The organism is Janthinobacterium pasteuri, assembly GCF_051380775.1.
Classification (GTDB): domain Bacteria; phylum Pseudomonadota; class Gammaproteobacteria; order Burkholderiales; family Burkholderiaceae_D; genus Janthinobacterium.
The window spans coordinates 78,848-93,475 of record NZ_JBNYXS010000004.1 but is presented as its reverse complement, the minus strand read 5'-3'; the positions used below and the strand labels follow the sequence as shown (position 1 = coordinate 93,475).

General features: G+C 62.6%; 15 protein-coding genes. 7 read left to right on the top strand and 8 right to left on the bottom strand.

Annotated features, from left to right (window positions below; all coding sequences use genetic code 11):
• Positions 1 to 126: 126 nt before the first annotated feature.
• Entirely contained in the window at positions 127 to 1,080 is a 954-nt protein-coding gene (locus ACQ4WN_RS06115; protein ID WP_436550715.1) for a GGDEF domain-containing protein, read from the top strand.
• A 48-nt stretch (positions 1,081 to 1,128) separates the two neighbouring features.
• Here the strand turns inward: ACQ4WN_RS06115 and ACQ4WN_RS06110 are convergent, their stop codons facing one another.
• Genes ACQ4WN_RS06110 through ACQ4WN_RS06100 form a run of 3 tightly spaced genes read right to left on the bottom strand, consistent with a single transcriptional unit; the run spans position 1,129 to position 4,043 of the window.
• Positions 1,129 to 2,583, bottom strand: a complete 1,455-nt coding sequence (locus ACQ4WN_RS06110) for an NAD(P)(+) transhydrogenase (Re/Si-specific) subunit beta (protein ID WP_436550866.1) — start codon at positions 2,581 to 2,583, stop codon at positions 1,129 to 1,131.
• Between the two features lie 8 nt (positions 2,584 to 2,591).
• Positions 2,592 to 2,906 carry an NAD(P) transhydrogenase subunit alpha part 2 gene (locus tag ACQ4WN_RS06105; RefSeq protein WP_034778841.1) on the bottom strand — a complete coding sequence of 105 codons (315 nt, stop codon included), beginning with the start codon at positions 2,904 to 2,906 and terminating at the stop codon, positions 2,592 to 2,594.
• A gap of 24 nt (positions 2,907 to 2,930) precedes the next feature.
• Positions 2,931 to 4,043, bottom strand: a complete 1,113-nt coding sequence (locus tag ACQ4WN_RS06100) for a Re/Si-specific NAD(P)(+) transhydrogenase subunit alpha (RefSeq protein WP_436550714.1) — start codon at positions 4,041 to 4,043, stop codon at positions 2,931 to 2,933.
• A gap of 412 nt (positions 4,044 to 4,455) precedes the next feature.
• Here ACQ4WN_RS06100 and ACQ4WN_RS06095 point away from each other — a divergent pair, with 412 nt between their 5' ends.
• Together ACQ4WN_RS06095 and mnmA are read left to right on the top strand one after the other, a co-directional pair.
• On the top strand, positions 4,456 to 4,935 hold the full coding sequence (locus ACQ4WN_RS06095) for an NUDIX hydrolase (protein ID WP_010401817.1): 480 nt from the start codon (positions 4,456 to 4,458) through the stop codon (positions 4,933 to 4,935).
• 41 nt (positions 4,936 to 4,976) lie between these two features.
• On the top strand, positions 4,977 to 6,092 hold the full coding sequence (mnmA, locus tag ACQ4WN_RS06090) for a tRNA 2-thiouridine(34) synthase MnmA (protein ID WP_436550713.1): 1,116 nt from the start codon (positions 4,977 to 4,979) through the stop codon (positions 6,090 to 6,092).
• A 190-nt stretch (positions 6,093 to 6,282) separates the two neighbouring features.
• On the opposite strand, the gene ACQ4WN_RS06085 is transcribed toward mnmA, so the two are convergent.
• The 3 genes from ACQ4WN_RS06085 to ACQ4WN_RS06075 form a co-directional block, all read right to left on the bottom strand.
• The gene (locus tag ACQ4WN_RS06085; protein ID WP_436550865.1) at positions 6,283 to 6,696 is read right to left on the bottom strand and encodes a response regulator; all 414 of its coding nucleotides are present in this window, start codon (positions 6,694 to 6,696) and stop codon (positions 6,283 to 6,285) included.
• A 45-nt stretch (positions 6,697 to 6,741) separates the two neighbouring features.
• Positions 6,742 to 7,515, bottom strand: coding sequence for a 5'-3' exonuclease (locus ACQ4WN_RS06080; protein WP_436550712.1), 774 nt, complete (start codon positions 7,513 to 7,515; stop codon positions 6,742 to 6,744).
• A gap of 216 nt (positions 7,516 to 7,731) precedes the next feature.
• Positions 7,732 to 8,403, bottom strand: a complete 672-nt coding sequence (locus ACQ4WN_RS06075) for a glutathione S-transferase (RefSeq protein ID WP_436550711.1) — start codon at positions 8,401 to 8,403, stop codon at positions 7,732 to 7,734.
• Between the two features lie 167 nt (positions 8,404 to 8,570).
• Here ACQ4WN_RS06075 and ACQ4WN_RS06070 point away from each other — a divergent pair, with 167 nt between their 5' ends.
• The 4 genes from ACQ4WN_RS06070 to nagZ all read left to right on the top strand — a co-directional run bounded on the left by ACQ4WN_RS06070 (position 8,571) and on the right by nagZ (position 14,068).
• Positions 8,571 to 9,623: a YjgN family protein gene (locus ACQ4WN_RS06070; protein WP_436550710.1), complete on the top strand. Its 1,053-nt coding sequence runs from the start codon at positions 8,571 to 8,573 to the stop codon at positions 9,621 to 9,623.
• A gap of 3 nt (positions 9,624 to 9,626) precedes the next feature.
• Entirely contained in the window at positions 9,627 to 10,637 is a 1,011-nt protein-coding gene (locus ACQ4WN_RS06065) for a M48 family metallopeptidase (protein WP_436550709.1), read from the top strand.
• A gap of 101 nt (positions 10,638 to 10,738) precedes the next feature.
• Positions 10,739 to 12,349, top strand: a complete 1,611-nt coding sequence (locus ACQ4WN_RS06060) for an FMN-binding glutamate synthase family protein (protein WP_436550708.1) — start codon at positions 10,739 to 10,741, stop codon at positions 12,347 to 12,349.
• Positions 12,350 to 12,526: 177 nt separating this feature from the next.
• Positions 12,527 to 14,068: a beta-N-acetylhexosaminidase gene (gene nagZ, locus ACQ4WN_RS06055; protein WP_436550707.1), complete on the top strand. Its 1,542-nt coding sequence runs from the start codon at positions 12,527 to 12,529 to the stop codon at positions 14,066 to 14,068.
• A gap of 47 nt (positions 14,069 to 14,115) precedes the next feature.
• On the opposite strand, the gene ACQ4WN_RS06050 is transcribed toward nagZ, so the two are convergent.
• Positions 14,116 to 14,277 carry a hypothetical protein gene (locus ACQ4WN_RS06050; protein WP_436550706.1) on the bottom strand — a complete coding sequence of 54 codons (162 nt, stop codon included), beginning with the start codon at positions 14,275 to 14,277 and terminating at the stop codon, positions 14,116 to 14,118.
• 75 nt (positions 14,278 to 14,352) lie between these two features.
• Complete coding sequence (locus ACQ4WN_RS06045) at positions 14,353 to 14,628, bottom strand: DUF6587 family protein (protein ID WP_436550705.1); 276 nt, start codon at positions 14,626 to 14,628, stop codon at positions 14,353 to 14,355.

Here is a 14,628-nt window from a genome sequence, read left to right as displayed (position 1 = left end):
CCCTGTGCAACCCTCAGTCGTAACGAGCAGGCACGGGCGAAAAAGAAACAGGCGAGATATCCGGCATTGGAGTAAACGGCCCGTGGATGCGACAATGGCTGTCACCTGGCTTTCGGCGACCGTTCCATGACAGATGCATTGCCCGCAGCACCGCCTGCCGCTCTTCCCGAAGTAGTTTTTTCCCGCCTGCTGGAAGATGCCCTCGACGCCGTCATCATCATCGATGAACATTGCCGCATCCGCTATATCAATGGCGCCATGCAGGCACTGTCGGGCTATGCCAGCGGGGAATTACTGGGCCAGACCCTGAACGGCCTGCTGCCCGACGCCGTCGGCGCGCAGCACGACAACCACGTGATCAACTACATCCGCAGCTCGCGCACCTCCAGCGTGCTGGGCAAGATACGCGAATTCGCCATCCGCCACCGCGACACGCAGATGATTCCCATCGAAATGAAGGCGCTGGACCTGGGCGTGGTCGACGGCATGCGCTATTTCGGCGCCTTTTTGCTCGACGTACGCGAACGGCGCGAACTGGCGGCAAAAAACGCCAGCCTGCTGGCGCAGCTGGAACAGCAGGCGCTGCACGATGCGCTGACGTCGCTGCCCAACCGGCGCGCCTATGAAGCCCAGGCTGAACAAGCCATGGCGCGCGCGGCGCGCAGCGGTGCCGCCCTGAGCGTGGGCGTGGCCGACCTCGACCACTTCAAGAAGATCAACGACCGTTATGGCCATGCGGTGGGCGATGCCGTGCTGCGCACGGTGGCGCAGGCGCTGCGCGACACGGGACGCATCACCGACGTGGCAGCGCGTCTCGGTGGCGAGGAATTTGGCCTGCTCTTCCCCGACGCCAGCCTGCAGCAGGCCTGCCAGGTGGCTGAACGCATCCGCGCAGCCGTGGCAGCGGCGGTCACCGTGCTGCCCGACGGCAGCCCGTTGCACGTCACCATCAGCATCGGCGTGGCGTCACTGATCGCCGGCGCCAGCCTGGACGCTGCCATGTCGGATGCCGACAAGGCCCTGTATGTCGCCAAGCATCAGGGGCGCAACCAGGTCGTCACGGCAACGGCCGACCAATAAAAACGGCCCGCGCAAGGCGGGCCATCTTCAGTTGCGCAAGGCATTGCCTTACTCGACTGCCTTGAGCATATCCTCGATCACCTTCTTGGCATCGCCAAACACCATCATCGTGTTCGGCTGGTAGAACAGTTCATTGTCCAGGCCCGCATAGCCGGAAGCCATCGAGCGCTTGTTGACGATGATGCTCTTGGCCTTGTACGCCTCCAGGATCGGCATGCCGGCGATCGGCGATGTCGGGTCTTTCGCTGCCGGGTTGACGACATCGTTCGCGCCCAGCACCAGCACCACATCTGTCTGGCCGAATTCGCCGTTGATGTCTTCCATCTCGAAGACCTGGTCGTACGGCACTTCCGCCTCAGCCAGCAGCACGTTCATGTGGCCCGGCATGCGCCCCGCCACGGGGTGGATCGCATACTTGACGGTGACGCCCTTGTGCGTGAGCTTTTCCACCAGTTCCTTGAGCGAGTGCTGCGCGCGCGCCACGGCCAGGCCGTAGCCGGGCACGATGATGACGGTTTCCGCATTGCTCATGATGAAGGCGGCGTCGTCGGCGGAACCCGATTTCACGGGACGCTGTTCCTGCGCGCCGGCCACGCCTGCCGCCGGCGCAGCGCCGCCGAAGCCGCCGAGGATGACGTTGAAAAACGAGCGGTTCATGGCCTTGCACATGATGTACGACAGGATCGCGCCCGACGAGCCCACGAGCGAGCCGGCGATGATCAGCATCGAGTTATTCAGCGAAAAACCGATGCCGGCCGCGGCCCAGCCGGAGTAACTGTTGAGCATCGATACCACCACCGGCATATCGGCACCGCCGATGGGAATGATGATCAGCACACCCAGCGCAAAGGCGATGACGGCCATGACGATGAATGGCGTCCAGGCCGGCTCCACCCCGTCGGCGAAGCAGAACACCAGGCCCAGCGCGACCATCACCAGCGCCAGCACCAGGTTGAGCATGTGCTGGCCCTTGAAGCTGACGGGCGCGCCCTGGAACAGGCGGAACTTGTATTTGCCCGACAGCTTGCCGAAGGCAATCACTGAACCGGAGAACGTAATGGCGCCGACAAAGGTACCGATGAACAGCTCGAAGCGGTTGCCGATGGGCAGCGCCTGACCGTGCTGGGCGATATTGAAGGCCCATGGTTCGGACACGGCCGCCACGGCGATGCAGACGGCCGCCAGCCCGATCAGCGAGTGCATGGCCGCCACGAGTTCCGGCATCTTCGTCATTTCCACGGTTTTGGCCAGGTAGGCGCCGATGGCGCCACCCGTGACGATGCCGATAATGACGAGGGTCAGGCCCATGCCGCCCGTTTGCTGTTCCTTCAGTTTCAGGATCAGCGCCACGGTGGTGACGGCGGCAATCGCCATGCCGCTCATGCCGAAGGCATTGCCGCGGCGCGCTGTCGAGGGCGACGACAGGCCTTTCAAGGCCTGGATGAAGCACACCGAGGCGATCAGGTACATCATCGTCACCAGGTTCATGGTGACGAAGCTCATGGCGTGACTCATTCTTTTGCTCCTTGCTTGGCCTTCGGTTCTTTTTTGCGGAACATCTCGAGCATGCGCTGCGTGACGAGGAAGCCGCCAAACACGTTGACGGCGGCCAGCGCCACGGCCAGGGTGCCGGCCGCCTGCGCCAGCGGGCCTTGCGTCAGGCCGGCCGCCAGCATGGCGCCGACGATGATGATGGCGGAAATGGCATTGGTAACAGCCATCAGCGGCGTGTGCAGCGCCGGCGTGACGGTCCAGACGACGTGGTAGCCGACATAAATGGCCAGCACGAAGATGATCAGGTTAATGATGGTGTGACTGATTTCCATGATGTTATTCTCTCCGGCACCGCATTATTTACGTAAGATTTCACTGCCTGCACACACCAGGCTGGCCTTGATGATTTCATCCTCGCGGTCGATCAGCAACTGGTCGTCCTTGTCGATGATGAGCTTTAAAAAGTCCAGCACGTTGCGCGCATACAGGGCCGAAGCATCGGCCGCCACCAGGGTCGCCAGGTTCGGCTCGCCCACGATGTACACGCCGTGCTTGACGACCGTCTTGCCCAGCTCGGACAGGGGGCAGTTGCCGCCCTGCTCGACGGCCAGGTCGACGATGACGGAACCCGGTTTCATGGCTTTCACCGTTTCTTCGGAGATCAGCACGGGCGCGGCGCGGCCGGGGATCAGGGCCGTGGTGATGATGATGTCGGCCAGTTTCGCCCGTTCATGCACCAGTTCGGCCTGGCGGCGCATCCAGTCGGCCGGCATGGCGCGCGCATAGCCGCCCGAGCCCTTGGCGATTTCTTTTTCTTCATCGGTCAGGAAAGGCACGTCGAGGAACTTGGCGCCCAAGGATTCCACCTGCTCCTTGACGGGCGGGCGCACGTCGGATGCCTCGATGACGGCGCCCAGGCGCTTGGCCGTGGCGATCGCCTGCAGGCCGGCCACGCCCACGCCCATGATCAGTACGCGCGCTGCCTTGACGGTGCCGGCCGCCGTCATCAGCATGGGCATGAAGCGCTGATACGTATTGGCCGCCACCAGCACGGCCTTGTAGCCGGCGATATTCGCCTGCGACGACAGCACGTCCATCGACTGCGCGCGCGTGATGCGCGGCACGGCTTCGAGCGCAAAGGCGGACAGGCCGGCCGTGGCCATGGCGGCGATATTGTCGGCGTCAAACGGGTTGAGCATGCCGATCAGCACGGTGCCGCTGGCCATCAAGGCCCGTTCACCGGCATCGGGGGCGCGCACCTTGAGCACGATGGCGCAACCATAGGCTTCCTGGGCGCTGCCGATCAGCGCACCGGCGGCGGCATACGCATCGTCGGGAATCGAGGCTTGCAAGCCCGCTCCCGACTGCACGACGACCTGATGCTTGGCTGCCAATTTCTTGACTGTCTCGGGCGTGGCTGCCACCCGCGTTTCACCAGGCCGTGTTTCGGCCGGTATGCCTATCCTCATGATGCCTCCGCTAATTAATAAACTGACTAGAATCTAACACGGAAAGCAGCGCGTTAAACGTTTGTGAAGCAGCAACTTTTAGTTGTACGATACTAATTTCACCAGCATCCCCCAATTTGTTTCACCATGCGGCGCGGCGACCATATTGTGGGAAAAGTGTGTCAATCTCACCACAGGCTAGCGTGCGTGCACGCTTGTTTTGACCACGCGGAAAGCCTATATTAGCGGGCGTTTCCTGCCATCTTGCCGACTCAGCTCCCATGCTAGTGCGCGCCCCGGGAAAGACGTAAGTACCTCCCACCGTTATGTGCTAAAACGTTGTCATTTATCAATATCTCCGCGCAACAGAAGGCAGGGTTCCAACTGCGCGCGCAGAACAAGATAAAATGTCGGCTCTTTCAAGGATGGAATCATGCCGAGAATCTGGAAACCCTCTGTCACCGTTGCCGCCATCGTCGAGCGCGACGGCCTGTTTTTACTGATTGAAGAAGAGACCAGCGAAGGCATCAAGCTGAATCAGCCGGCCGGTCATCTCGACCCGTTCGAGTCGCTGGAACAGGCGGTGATCCGCGAAACGCTGGAAGAAGCGGCCTACGATTTCATCCCTACGGCACTGGTCGGCATGTATATGTCGCGCTATCAGTCACTGCGCACGGGCGAGGACGTGACCTATCTGCGCTTCACCTTTTGCGGCACGGCCGGCGCCGAGCATGACCGCCCGCTGGACGAAGGCATCATCCGCACCCTGTGGATGACGCGCGACGAGCTGGCGGCATGCCAGGAACGCCACCGCAGCCCCCTGGTGCTGCAGTGCGTGGACGAATACCTGGCTGGCCGGCGCGCACCGCTGGCCCTGCTGCACACGCATGCGTCTGTCTTTAATAGTGCATAGACCCGCGCATAGCAATCATTTAAAAGTAACTGGAAAGCAAGATGAGCAAGAAGAAAGTCGTTATCGGCATGTCCGGCGGGGTTGATTCCTCGGTCGCCGCATGGATGCTGAAGGAACAAGGCTATGAAGTCATCGGCCTGTTCATGAAAAACTGGGAAGATGACGACGATTCGCAATACTGCTCCACGCGCCAGGACTGGATCGATGCGGCCAGCGTGGCCGACGTCATCGGCGTCGATATCGAAGCCGTCAATTTCGCCTCCGAATACAAGGACCGCGTGTTCGCCGATTTCTTACGCGAATACCAGGCCGGCCGTACGCCGAATCCGGACGTGCTGTGCAACGCCGAAATCAAATTCAAGGCGTTTCTTGACCACGCCATGACCCTGGGCGCCGACCTGATCGCCACCGGCCACTACGCGCGCGTGCGCCAGGCGCCCACCGATGCGGGCCGCTATGAACTGCTGAAAGCCGTCGACGCCAGCAAGGACCAAAGCTACTTCCTGCACCGGCTGAACCAGGCGCAATTGTCTAAAACCCTGTTTCCGCTCGGTGAAATCCCGAAGACGCAAGTGCGCCAGATCGCCGAGCAGCTGGCGCTGCCGAACGCGCAGAAAAAAGATTCGACGGGCATCTGTTTTATCGGCGAACGCCCGTTCCGCGAATTTTTGAACCGCTACCTGTCCTACAAGCCGGGTCCCATGAAAACGGCCGACGGCAAGACCGTGGGCGAACACGTGGGACTGAGTTTTTATACGCTGGGCCAGCGCAAGGGCATCGGCATCGGCGGCGTGAAGTCGTACCAGAACGCCGATGGCAGCAGCGACGCGTGGTATGTGGCGCGCAAGGATATCGCCAATAACACTCTGTGGGTGGTGCAGGGCCATGACCATCCGTGGCTGCTGTCGCCCGCCTTGACGGCCGACCAGGCCAGCTGGGTCGCCGGCACTGCGCCACAAGCGGGCGCCCTGTCCGCCAAGACGCGCTACCGACAGGCTGACGTGGCTTGCCAGCTATTGCCGGATGGGAATGACCATTTCGGCCTGGCGTTTGACCAGGCGCAATGGGCCGTCACGCCGGGCCAGTCGGCCGTGCTGTACGACGGCGACGTGTGCCTGGGCGGCGGGATTATCGCCAGCGCCTCGGGCATGCCATGATCATGGACTGAAAGGATACGCTGATGCGCACACTGCACGCCCGGATAAGCACCGCATGGAATGCATTACCCTTAGTCCTGCAAGCGAGCTTGCTGCTGAGTGCCACTGCGTACTGTTTACTGCATCTCGGGAAGTCACTGGGCCAGGCGCTGTATTACCTGACCCACTGACACCTGACAATGCCGCCAGTTCAGCCGGGCTGATTGGTCGATTGTGCGGCGGCCAATGCCTGCTGCTTGCGCACCATCGCGATAACCGTGTTGCGCACGGTTTTCAGCACCGTGTCGGCCATGAAGGGTTTCACGATGAAGCCCGACACGCCCATCGCATGGGCTGCCTGCAGCGAGGCCGCGTCGATGCCGCCCGAGACCATGAAAATGAGCGTCTTCGGATACTGGGCGCGGATGGTTTGCACCACATTGCTCCCATCTTCCACCTGCTCGCGCGCGATGCACACGAAATGCGGATGGTGCTTGACCAGCAGCGCCAGTCCCAGCGCGCTGGTATGCGTCTGCCCGCAGACATCGTAGCCGCCATCGGTCAGGACCGTGTTCAGCAGGCCGCGCGCCACGGCGCTGCTATCGATCAGGACTGTCTTTAACATCATGATTACTTCCCTTGCTTGATTGTTCTTGTCTTGCGCCGTGCCTTACTTTTCCCACACGAGCTTGTTCCAGGTCACGCCTAAAGTCACGTCCGTCTTGAGCGCGACTAACTTTCTTGAAAGATACAGTATTTCCCGCTCTTTTCGCAGGCTTTCGCCCAGTGCGCCGGGCAAAATTCCCGCGCCGGCCATCACGGCGTCGATATTGCCGTAAGCACGCAACAGTTTCGCGCCCGTCTTCAGGCCGATCTTCGATACGCCGGGGATGCTGTCGGTGACGTCGCCCATCAGCGCCAGCAAGTCGGGCAGCAGTTCCGGCGGCACGCCGAACTTTTTCTCGACCCAGGCGCGGTCATGCCAGACACCCTTGAAATGGTCCCATACCAGCGCGCCGTGGGCGATCAGGCCATGCAAATCCTTGTCGGTGGTGGCGATGACGGCCGCGCCGCGCCCCTCGTGCAGCCAGCGCATGACGGCTGTGCCGATCACGTCGTCGGCCTCGACCTCGGGAATGCTCACCACATGCATGCCGAAGCTGGCCAGGGTGGCATAGAAGCCGGGCAAGGCGTCGCGCAGCACCTGCGGCATGGGCTGGCGCCCTTCGCGGTAACCGGCATACAGGGCGTGGCGCCAGGTGGGGCCGCCAAAGTCGAAGGCCGGCAGGATGTGCGTCGGCTCGTGGTCGTTGATGAGCGTGCGGAATGACGACAGCGCATGGCGCAGCGCGATCTCCGCTTTCAGGTCGGAATCGGGTTCAGGACTGGCTTCGTAGACGCGGCGTACGATATTCAAGCCGTCGATAGCGAGGAGTCTGGCCATGCGGTTAGTCGATACTGGTTGAATCGGGCATTTTACCGTATGGCGCCGGGGATATTCCCAGCATATTCCCCTTGGCAGGATTCACGCGGCCTCACAGCACCGAACAAAACCGTAGCGAGCGGAAGGGAGATGTGGCCGAGAAGCGCAACCGTACTCTAGTACGGTGAGCATCGCAGGCCATATATACCGACGCGCAGCAGGTTTGGTTTGGTGCTCTCATTTGGCGAAATCGTAGGGCCCGCCACGTTCGAGCGCCCGCTGGTAGGCAGGGCGCGCGTGGATGCGCTGCAAGAACGCCGTCAGCTTCGGCAGGCGCTCGTCGAGTCCGCCACGCATGGCGGCCGCTTCCAGCGGAAAGCTCATCTGGATGTCGGCCGCCGTAAATTCATTGCCGGCAAACCATTTGGCATTCTCCAGCTCCGCTTCCATATAGGCCAGCTGGCTATGGATATTGGGCATGATGAAGCTGCTCTTGACCTTGCTGGCGATGCCGCGCGCGATCGGCTTGACAAAAAACGGCATGGGCGACGATTCGACCTTGTCGAATACCAGCTTCATCAGCAGCGGCGGCATGGCCGAGCCTTCCGCGAAATGCAGCCAGTAGGTCCAGCGCAGCTTCTCCGGCGTGCCCGCCGCCGGGATCAATCGGCCATTGCCGTAGCGCTCGACCAGGTAATCGATGATGGCGCCCGATTCGGCGATGGTGTGGGCGCCATCCGTGATCACGGGCGACTTGCCGAGAGGATGGACGGCTTTCAAGGAAGCGGGCGCCAGCATGGTTTTCGGGTCGCGCTGGTAGCGCTTGACCTCGTAGTCGAGGCCCAGCTCCTCGAGCAGCCAGAGCACGCGCTGCGAGCGCGAATTATTCAGATGGTGGACGACGATCATAGAGTTTCCCGTTAGGCGATGGTTGAGTTCCAGTATAGCCGGGACGGGAAAATCGCGGCGAAAGGGGCTGCACACCAAAAGAAATTGCGAAAAACAGTATTTTCAATTGATAACTTTTCAATCTTCCCTTATCTTGTTTTGTTTCCCATAAGTAAGGATCTTTCCCCGTGGATGTCGACGTCAACAACAACAGCGCCCAGCGCGAGGCCATTACCTTCAGCGCCACCGGCAGCGAATACTTCCGTATCTGGATCGTCAACCTGCTGCTGAGCATCGTCACCCTGGGCATTTACTCCGCCTGGGCCAAGGTGCGCCGCAACCGGTATTTCTATTCCAGCACCCACCTGGCGGGCAGCAGCTTCGAATACCATGGCAATGCGGTCGCCATCCTGAAAGGCCGCATCGCGGCCGTGGTGCTGATCGGCGGCTACAACATCGCCCTGCGTGTCTCGCCCATCGTGGGCCTGCTGATGTTCGTGCTGCTGGCCGCCATCCTGCCCTGGCTGGTATGGAAAAGCCTGCAATTCAAGCTGTACAACACCAGCTACCGGGGCATCCGCTTCGGTTTCGGCGGCAGCGCCAGGGAAGCCTACAAATACTTCCTGTGGCTGCCCATCCTGAACACCTTCACGGCAGGCTTGATGACGCCGTTTCTGCACCAGCGCCTGAAGCGCTTCCAGCACACGCAAAGCCGTTTCGGCACCAGCCCGTTCAGCTTTGACGCCACAGTCGGCAGCTTTTACAAGACCTACTTGCTGTTCTTTGCGCTGCTGCTGGGCGGCCTGCTGGTGCTCATTTTCGTCGTCTTCGGCAGCGTGTTTGCCTCGTTTGCGGCCCATGCCAACGACGCCACCAAGGTCGGCAGCCTGATGTTTGCCATCGGCGCACTGTATCTGTGGGCGTTTACCGTGCTGCCGTTGTTCCTGACCATGATCCAGAACCTGATCTGGAACCACACGCGCTTGCAGCAGCACCAGTTCCAGTCGCAACTGACCTGGGGCCGCACCACCTTCATCATGCTGACCAACCTGCTGGGCGTCGTCGTCACGCTGGGCCTGTTCGCACCATTCGCCCACGTGCGCTGGCTGAAGTACCGCCTGGAAGCGACGTCCATGCTGGTGCATGGCAGCCTGGACGAGTTTGTCGCCGCCACGGGCCAGCAAGTGTCGGCCACGGGCGAAGGCATGGCCGACCTGCTGGACTTCGACCTGTCGATGTAAGCAATGAACGCCAACACGCAAGAAGACCACGCAGCTCTGGCCGCCCGCTATTTCGACGGCCAGAGTTCGCGCCTGTACCACGTGACACTGTCCGTGCGCGATGGCGTGGCCATGCTGGCAGGCGACATCGAGCGCAGCTGCCCGCTGGGCGAGCTGCACGTGTCCGAACGCAGCAGCCACGCCGTGCGCAAGGTCAGCTTTCCCGACGGCGCCTACCTGGAGATCGCCGACCAGGCGGCCTTCAACGACATGCTGCACGAAACGGGACACCGCGACGGCTGGGTGGTGCGGCTGCAGCAAAGCTGGCGCGGCGCCCTGCTGGCCACGGTCGCCACCGTGCTGGCCCTGTGGCTCAGCTATCAGTACCTGCTGCCCGTGGTGGCGAAGGGTGTCGCGTATGCGATTCCCCAGTCGGTCGAGCGCCAGCTGGGGCAGGGCGTGCTCGATTTCCTCGACGGCCACGTGTTTGAAGCGAGCAAGCTCGCTGGCACGCGCCAGCAAGCCTTGCGCAGCCAGTTCGCGCGCCTGGCCACGCCCGGCGACAGCACGCCCGAGCACCGCATCGTTTTCCGCAAGAGCAAGATCGGTCCGAACGCGTTTGCCCTGCCGTCCGGCGACATCGTGCTGACCGATGAAATGGTGGAACTGCTGCCGGACGACCAGGCCATCATGGGCGTGCTGGCACATGAGCTGGGCCACTTGCAGCAGCGCCACCTGACGCGGCGCATCATCCAGACCTCGGCCGTGGGCGCCGGCGCGGCACTGCTGTTCGGCGACGTGTCGACGGTGGTGGCCACCGTGCCGCCGCTGCTGCTGGACTTGAAGTATTCGCGCGATGTCGAACGCGACGCGGACGACTACGCGATTGCCATGCTGCGCCAGAACGGCATTGCGCTGGAACACCTGGCGCAAGTGTTTGTCGCCCTGGGCAAGCTGGACCAGGGCACGCCCTACCTGTCGAGCCATCCGGCCAGCGCCGAACGGGTCGAACGCATCCGCGCCGCACAGCGGTAATCATGCGCGGCGTCCGCTGGGCGCCGCGTTCTTTCCCACCAGCACGTTGCGCAAATCGAAGGTAGACTCGGCAGTATCAGTCTGACTTCACCGGAGTGCCCATGCGCCTAGTACCATTTCGCTACCTGACCTTCATTGCGACGGCCGCCATCTTTGTCCTGTCCCTGTTTTACTATGACCATTACTGGCTGCCCCTGCTGGCCGGTGCGCTGACCCTGGTCGGCATCAGCGACCTGCTGCAAACGAAGCGCGCGCTGCGCCGCAACTACCCCATCCTCGCGCATTTCCGCTTTTTCTTCGAGAGCATCCGTCCGGAAATCCGCCAGTACTTCCTGGAAAGCGACAGCGAGGCGACGCCGTTTTCGCGCAGCCAGCGCAGCATCGTCTACCAGCGCGCCAAGGAGCAGACCGACAAGCGCCCATTCGGCACCCAGCTCGACGTGTATGCAGCGGGCTATGAATGGATCAACCATTCCATCGCTCCCGCCAAGGTCACGGGCCACGATTTCCGCATCGAGATCGGCAATCACCCGGACTGCCCGCGCGCCAAACCGTATTCGGCCAGCGTCTTCAATATCTCGGCGATGAGCTTTGGCGCCCTGTCGGCCAACGCCATCCTGGCCCTGAACGGCGGCGCGCGCAGCGGCGGCTTCATGCACGACACGGGCGAAGGCAGCATTAGTCCTTACCACCGCGAAAACGGCGGCGACCTGGTATGGGAAATCGGCTCCGGCTACTTCGGCTGCCGCAACCAGGACGGCACGTTTTCCGAAGAACGCTTCATCGCCAACGCCAGCTCCGAGCAAGTCAAAATGATCGAGCTGAAAATGTCGCAGGGCGCCAAGCCAGGTCACGGCGGCGTGCTGCCCGGCCCGAAAGTGACCATCGAGATCGCCACCACGCGCGGCGTGATGGTGGGCGAAGATTGCGTCTCGCCGGCCGCGCACAGCGCCTTTTCCACGCCACTGGAAATGCTGCACTTTATCGACCGCCTGCGCAATCTCTCCGGTGGCAAGCCGACGGGTTTCAAGCTGGCCATCGGCCATCCGTGGGAGTTTTTCGCCATCGTCAAGGCTATGTTAGCAACAGGTATCACGCCCGACTTCATCGTCGTCGACGGCAGCGAAGGCGGCACGGGCGCGGCACCGCTGGAATTTACGGACCATGTGGGCACGCCGCTGCAGGAAGCGCTGGTGCTCGTGCATAACACCCTGGTGGGCGCCAACCTGCGCGAGCGCGTCAAGATTGGCTGCTCGGGCAAGATCATCACGGCCTTCGACATCGCCCGATTGCTGGCACTGGGCGCCGACTGGTGCAATTCGGCGCGCGGCTTCATGTTCGCGCTCGGTTGCATCCAGTCGCAAAGCTGCCACACGGACCGCTGTCCCACGGGCGTGGCCACGCAAGACCCGCAGCGCCAGCGCGCGCTGGTGGTGCCCGACAAGATCGCCCGCGTGGCGCACTTCCACCAGAACACCATGAAAGCGCTGGCCGAACTGATCGCCGCTGCCGGCCTGGCGCATCCGCAGGAACTGCGTCCGCATCACCTGGTGCGGCGCATCTCGCCGAATCAGGTAAAACTGGCGTCGGCCCTGCTGCCCTTCCTGGAAGCGGGCCAGTTGCTCGACCCGAGCCAGCTGCCACAGTTGCCGCCCGTGTTCGGCCTGTACTGGCCCAAGGCTCAGGCGGTTTCGTTCCAGCGCCTGGATTAAGCCCTGCATTGCGCAAGTGGTGGCAATACCACTTAATAACCACTTGCGCAAAAACCTGAATCCAATACAATACCAAAACAAATACAAAACGCAGGCAGCTTTTCCGGTGATCGCCCAGACGCGCCACCACGGTGCCACAATACGTATGCCATCATCACAGACCGGAGGAGTTGCAGCATGGAGCAGGGTTTGCGCGAGAAAGTAGGACAGTTGTTCATGGTGGGCTTCGACGCCCTGCAGGCGGACGAGCATATCAAGACCTTGATACGCGAAAAGAAGGTGGGCGGCGTGATCCTGTTCCGCCGCAACGTGCACACGCCCGCGCAAGTGTCAGCCCTGTGCCGCGAACTTCAGGAAATCAACGCGGAAGTGTCCGACACGCCACTGCTCATCTCGATTGACCAGGAAGGCGGCATGGTGATGCGCATCGAGCAGGGCGTCACCCCGATACCCGCAGCGATGGCTTTCCAGGCGGCCGGCTCCATCGAGGATTGCGAACGCATGAACCGGATCAGCGGCGATGAAATGCGCCAGGTGGGCATTAACATGCTGCTCGCGCCCGTGCTGGATGTGAACAACAACCGCAACAACCCCGTCATCGGCGTGCGTGCGTATGGCGAGGATGCCGCCACCGTCATCGACTACGGCATGGCGGCCATGCGCGGCCAGCGCGCCAGCGGCGTGGCCGTCACCGCCAAGCACTTCCCCGGCCACGGCGACACGGCCATCGACACGCATTACGCCATGGCGCTGGTGCCGCACGGCAAGGAACGCCTGCACGCCGTGGAACTGGCGCCGTTCCGCGCGGCGATCGCCGGCGGCGTGGATGCCATCATGACCGCGCACGTGGTCTTCCCCGCTTTTGAGGCCGATACCAGCGTGCCGGCCACCCTCTCCAAAGGCGTGCTGACGGACCTGCTGCGCGACGAGTTGCAATACAAGGGCGTCGTCATCACCGACTGCCTGGAAATGGCGGCCATCGCCGATGGTATCGGCATCGCCCAGGGCGCCATCGCCACCCTGCAGGCGGGCGCCGACATCGTCCTCATCTCGCACCGCGAAGCGCAGCAGACAGCCGCCATCGAGGCCGTCATCGCCGCCGTGGAACGCGGTGACATTCCCATGGCGCGCATCGACGCGGCTTGCGCGCGCGTGGCTGAACTCAAGCGCAACCGCGCCGTGCGCGACTGGCGCACCCGCCCCGTCGTCCCGCCGGCACTGATGCAGCCGGCCGCCATGGCCCTGTCGCAGCTGCTGCAAAAGGCCGCCTTGCGCGTGCAAGGCGAATACCGCGCGCTCGACGCCAGCTTGCCCGTGACCCTGCTGACGGTGGAAGTGCGTTCGCGCAGCGAAATCGACGAAGTGGCGCTGGGCCGCAACAAGGAAGCGCGCAGCTCCATGTTGCCGGCGTTGCTCGAAGCGGGCCTGGACGTGCGCGAATATGCGCTGTCGGCCGAAGCGCTGGACGAGGAAGTGGCTGCCGCCATCGCCTTTGCGCAAGGCGCGCAGCAAATTGTGCTGCAAACGTATAACGCCATGTTCGTCGAGGGCCAGCGCCGCCTGGTCGAGGCGCTGCCGCAGGATAAACTGTGGCTGGTGGCCGGCCGCTTGCCATACGATTTGGACCTCGCGCCGCACGCGCAAGGCCGCCTGGCCGCCTTCGGCTGCCGTCCGGCCGCGCTGGTACCCGTCGTCGACAAGCTAGTCGGCAAGGCCTAGGCGCTGTAGCTGCGTAAAAAAACCCGCAGACGCGGGTTTTTTGTCGTTCAGGGCTGCGTGACTGGCGGCAAGGCCGCCACCGCCAGCAAGGCAAACGGTCCGAGGAACAGGCCGATGCCGAACCAGAGTCCCCCGTGGCGGCCGCGCCGGCTGGCCAGCAGCCAGGAAGCGATCGCAAACAAAAACATGAAGATCAACAGTATCGCCATTGCCACTCCTTGCCATGCGGAAGGCCCAGTGTAGCCCACGGGCGCGCCCATGACCAGACCTGCATCAAGCCCTGGCTAGCGCTGCACCTGCATCAGGATCACGCGCTTGCTGCTGCCGTCGACGGGCGGCGTGGCGGATGGCGGCGGCGGGCTGTCGCAGGAGCCGCAGGAACCGCAGCCGCTGCCGCAACCCGGCGCCACCTTGAACAAGGCCGACATCTTCGCCTCATCGAGGCCGCAGCGCACCAGGCCACGCACGATGGCGCGGCGCACGCCCGCCGGCAGGTATTTGGTCGAAAAATGCAGCAGCGCGGCTGCGACGATCAGGGCGACGATAATGGTTTGCCACAT

Bases quoted from the DNA above. Each gene is read 5' to 3' on its own strand.
- ACQ4WN_RS06115 (WP_436550715.1), top strand. From the start codon at position 127: ATGACAGATGCATTGCCCGCAGCACCGCCTGCCGCTCTTCCCGAAGTA.
- ACQ4WN_RS06110 (WP_436550866.1), bottom strand. From the start codon at position 2,583: ATGAGCTTCGTCACCATGAACCTGGTGACGATGATGTACCTGATCGCC.
- ACQ4WN_RS06105 (WP_034778841.1), bottom strand. From the start codon at position 2,906: ATGGAAATCAGTCACACCATCATTAACCTGATCATCTTCGTGCTGGCC.
- ACQ4WN_RS06100 (WP_436550714.1), bottom strand. From the start codon at position 4,043: ATGAGGATAGGCATACCGGCCGAAACACGGCCTGGTGAAACGCGGGTG.
- ACQ4WN_RS06095 (WP_010401817.1), top strand. From the start codon at position 4,456: ATGCCGAGAATCTGGAAACCCTCTGTCACCGTTGCCGCCATCGTCGAG.
- mnmA (WP_436550713.1), top strand. From the start codon at position 4,977: ATGAGCAAGAAGAAAGTCGTTATCGGCATGTCCGGCGGGGTTGATTCC.
- ACQ4WN_RS06085 (WP_436550865.1), bottom strand. From the start codon at position 6,696: ATGTTAAAGACAGTCCTGATCGATAGCAGCGCCGTGGCGCGCGGCCTG.
- ACQ4WN_RS06080 (WP_436550712.1), bottom strand. From the start codon at position 7,515: ATGGCCAGACTCCTCGCTATCGACGGCTTGAATATCGTACGCCGCGTC.
- ACQ4WN_RS06075 (WP_436550711.1), bottom strand. From the start codon at position 8,403: ATGATCGTCGTCCACCATCTGAATAATTCGCGCTCGCAGCGCGTGCTC.
- ACQ4WN_RS06065 (WP_436550709.1), top strand. From the start codon at position 9,627: ATGAACGCCAACACGCAAGAAGACCACGCAGCTCTGGCCGCCCGCTAT.
- ACQ4WN_RS06060 (WP_436550708.1), top strand. From the start codon at position 10,739: ATGCGCCTAGTACCATTTCGCTACCTGACCTTCATTGCGACGGCCGCC.
- nagZ (WP_436550707.1), top strand. From the start codon at position 12,527: ATGGAGCAGGGTTTGCGCGAGAAAGTAGGACAGTTGTTCATGGTGGGC.
- ACQ4WN_RS06050 (WP_436550706.1), bottom strand. From the start codon at position 14,277: ATGGCGATACTGTTGATCTTCATGTTTTTGTTTGCGATCGCTTCCTGG.
- ACQ4WN_RS06045 (WP_436550705.1), bottom strand. From the start codon at position 14,628: ATGTGGCAAACCATTATCGTCGCCCTGATCGTCGCAGCCGCGCTGCTG.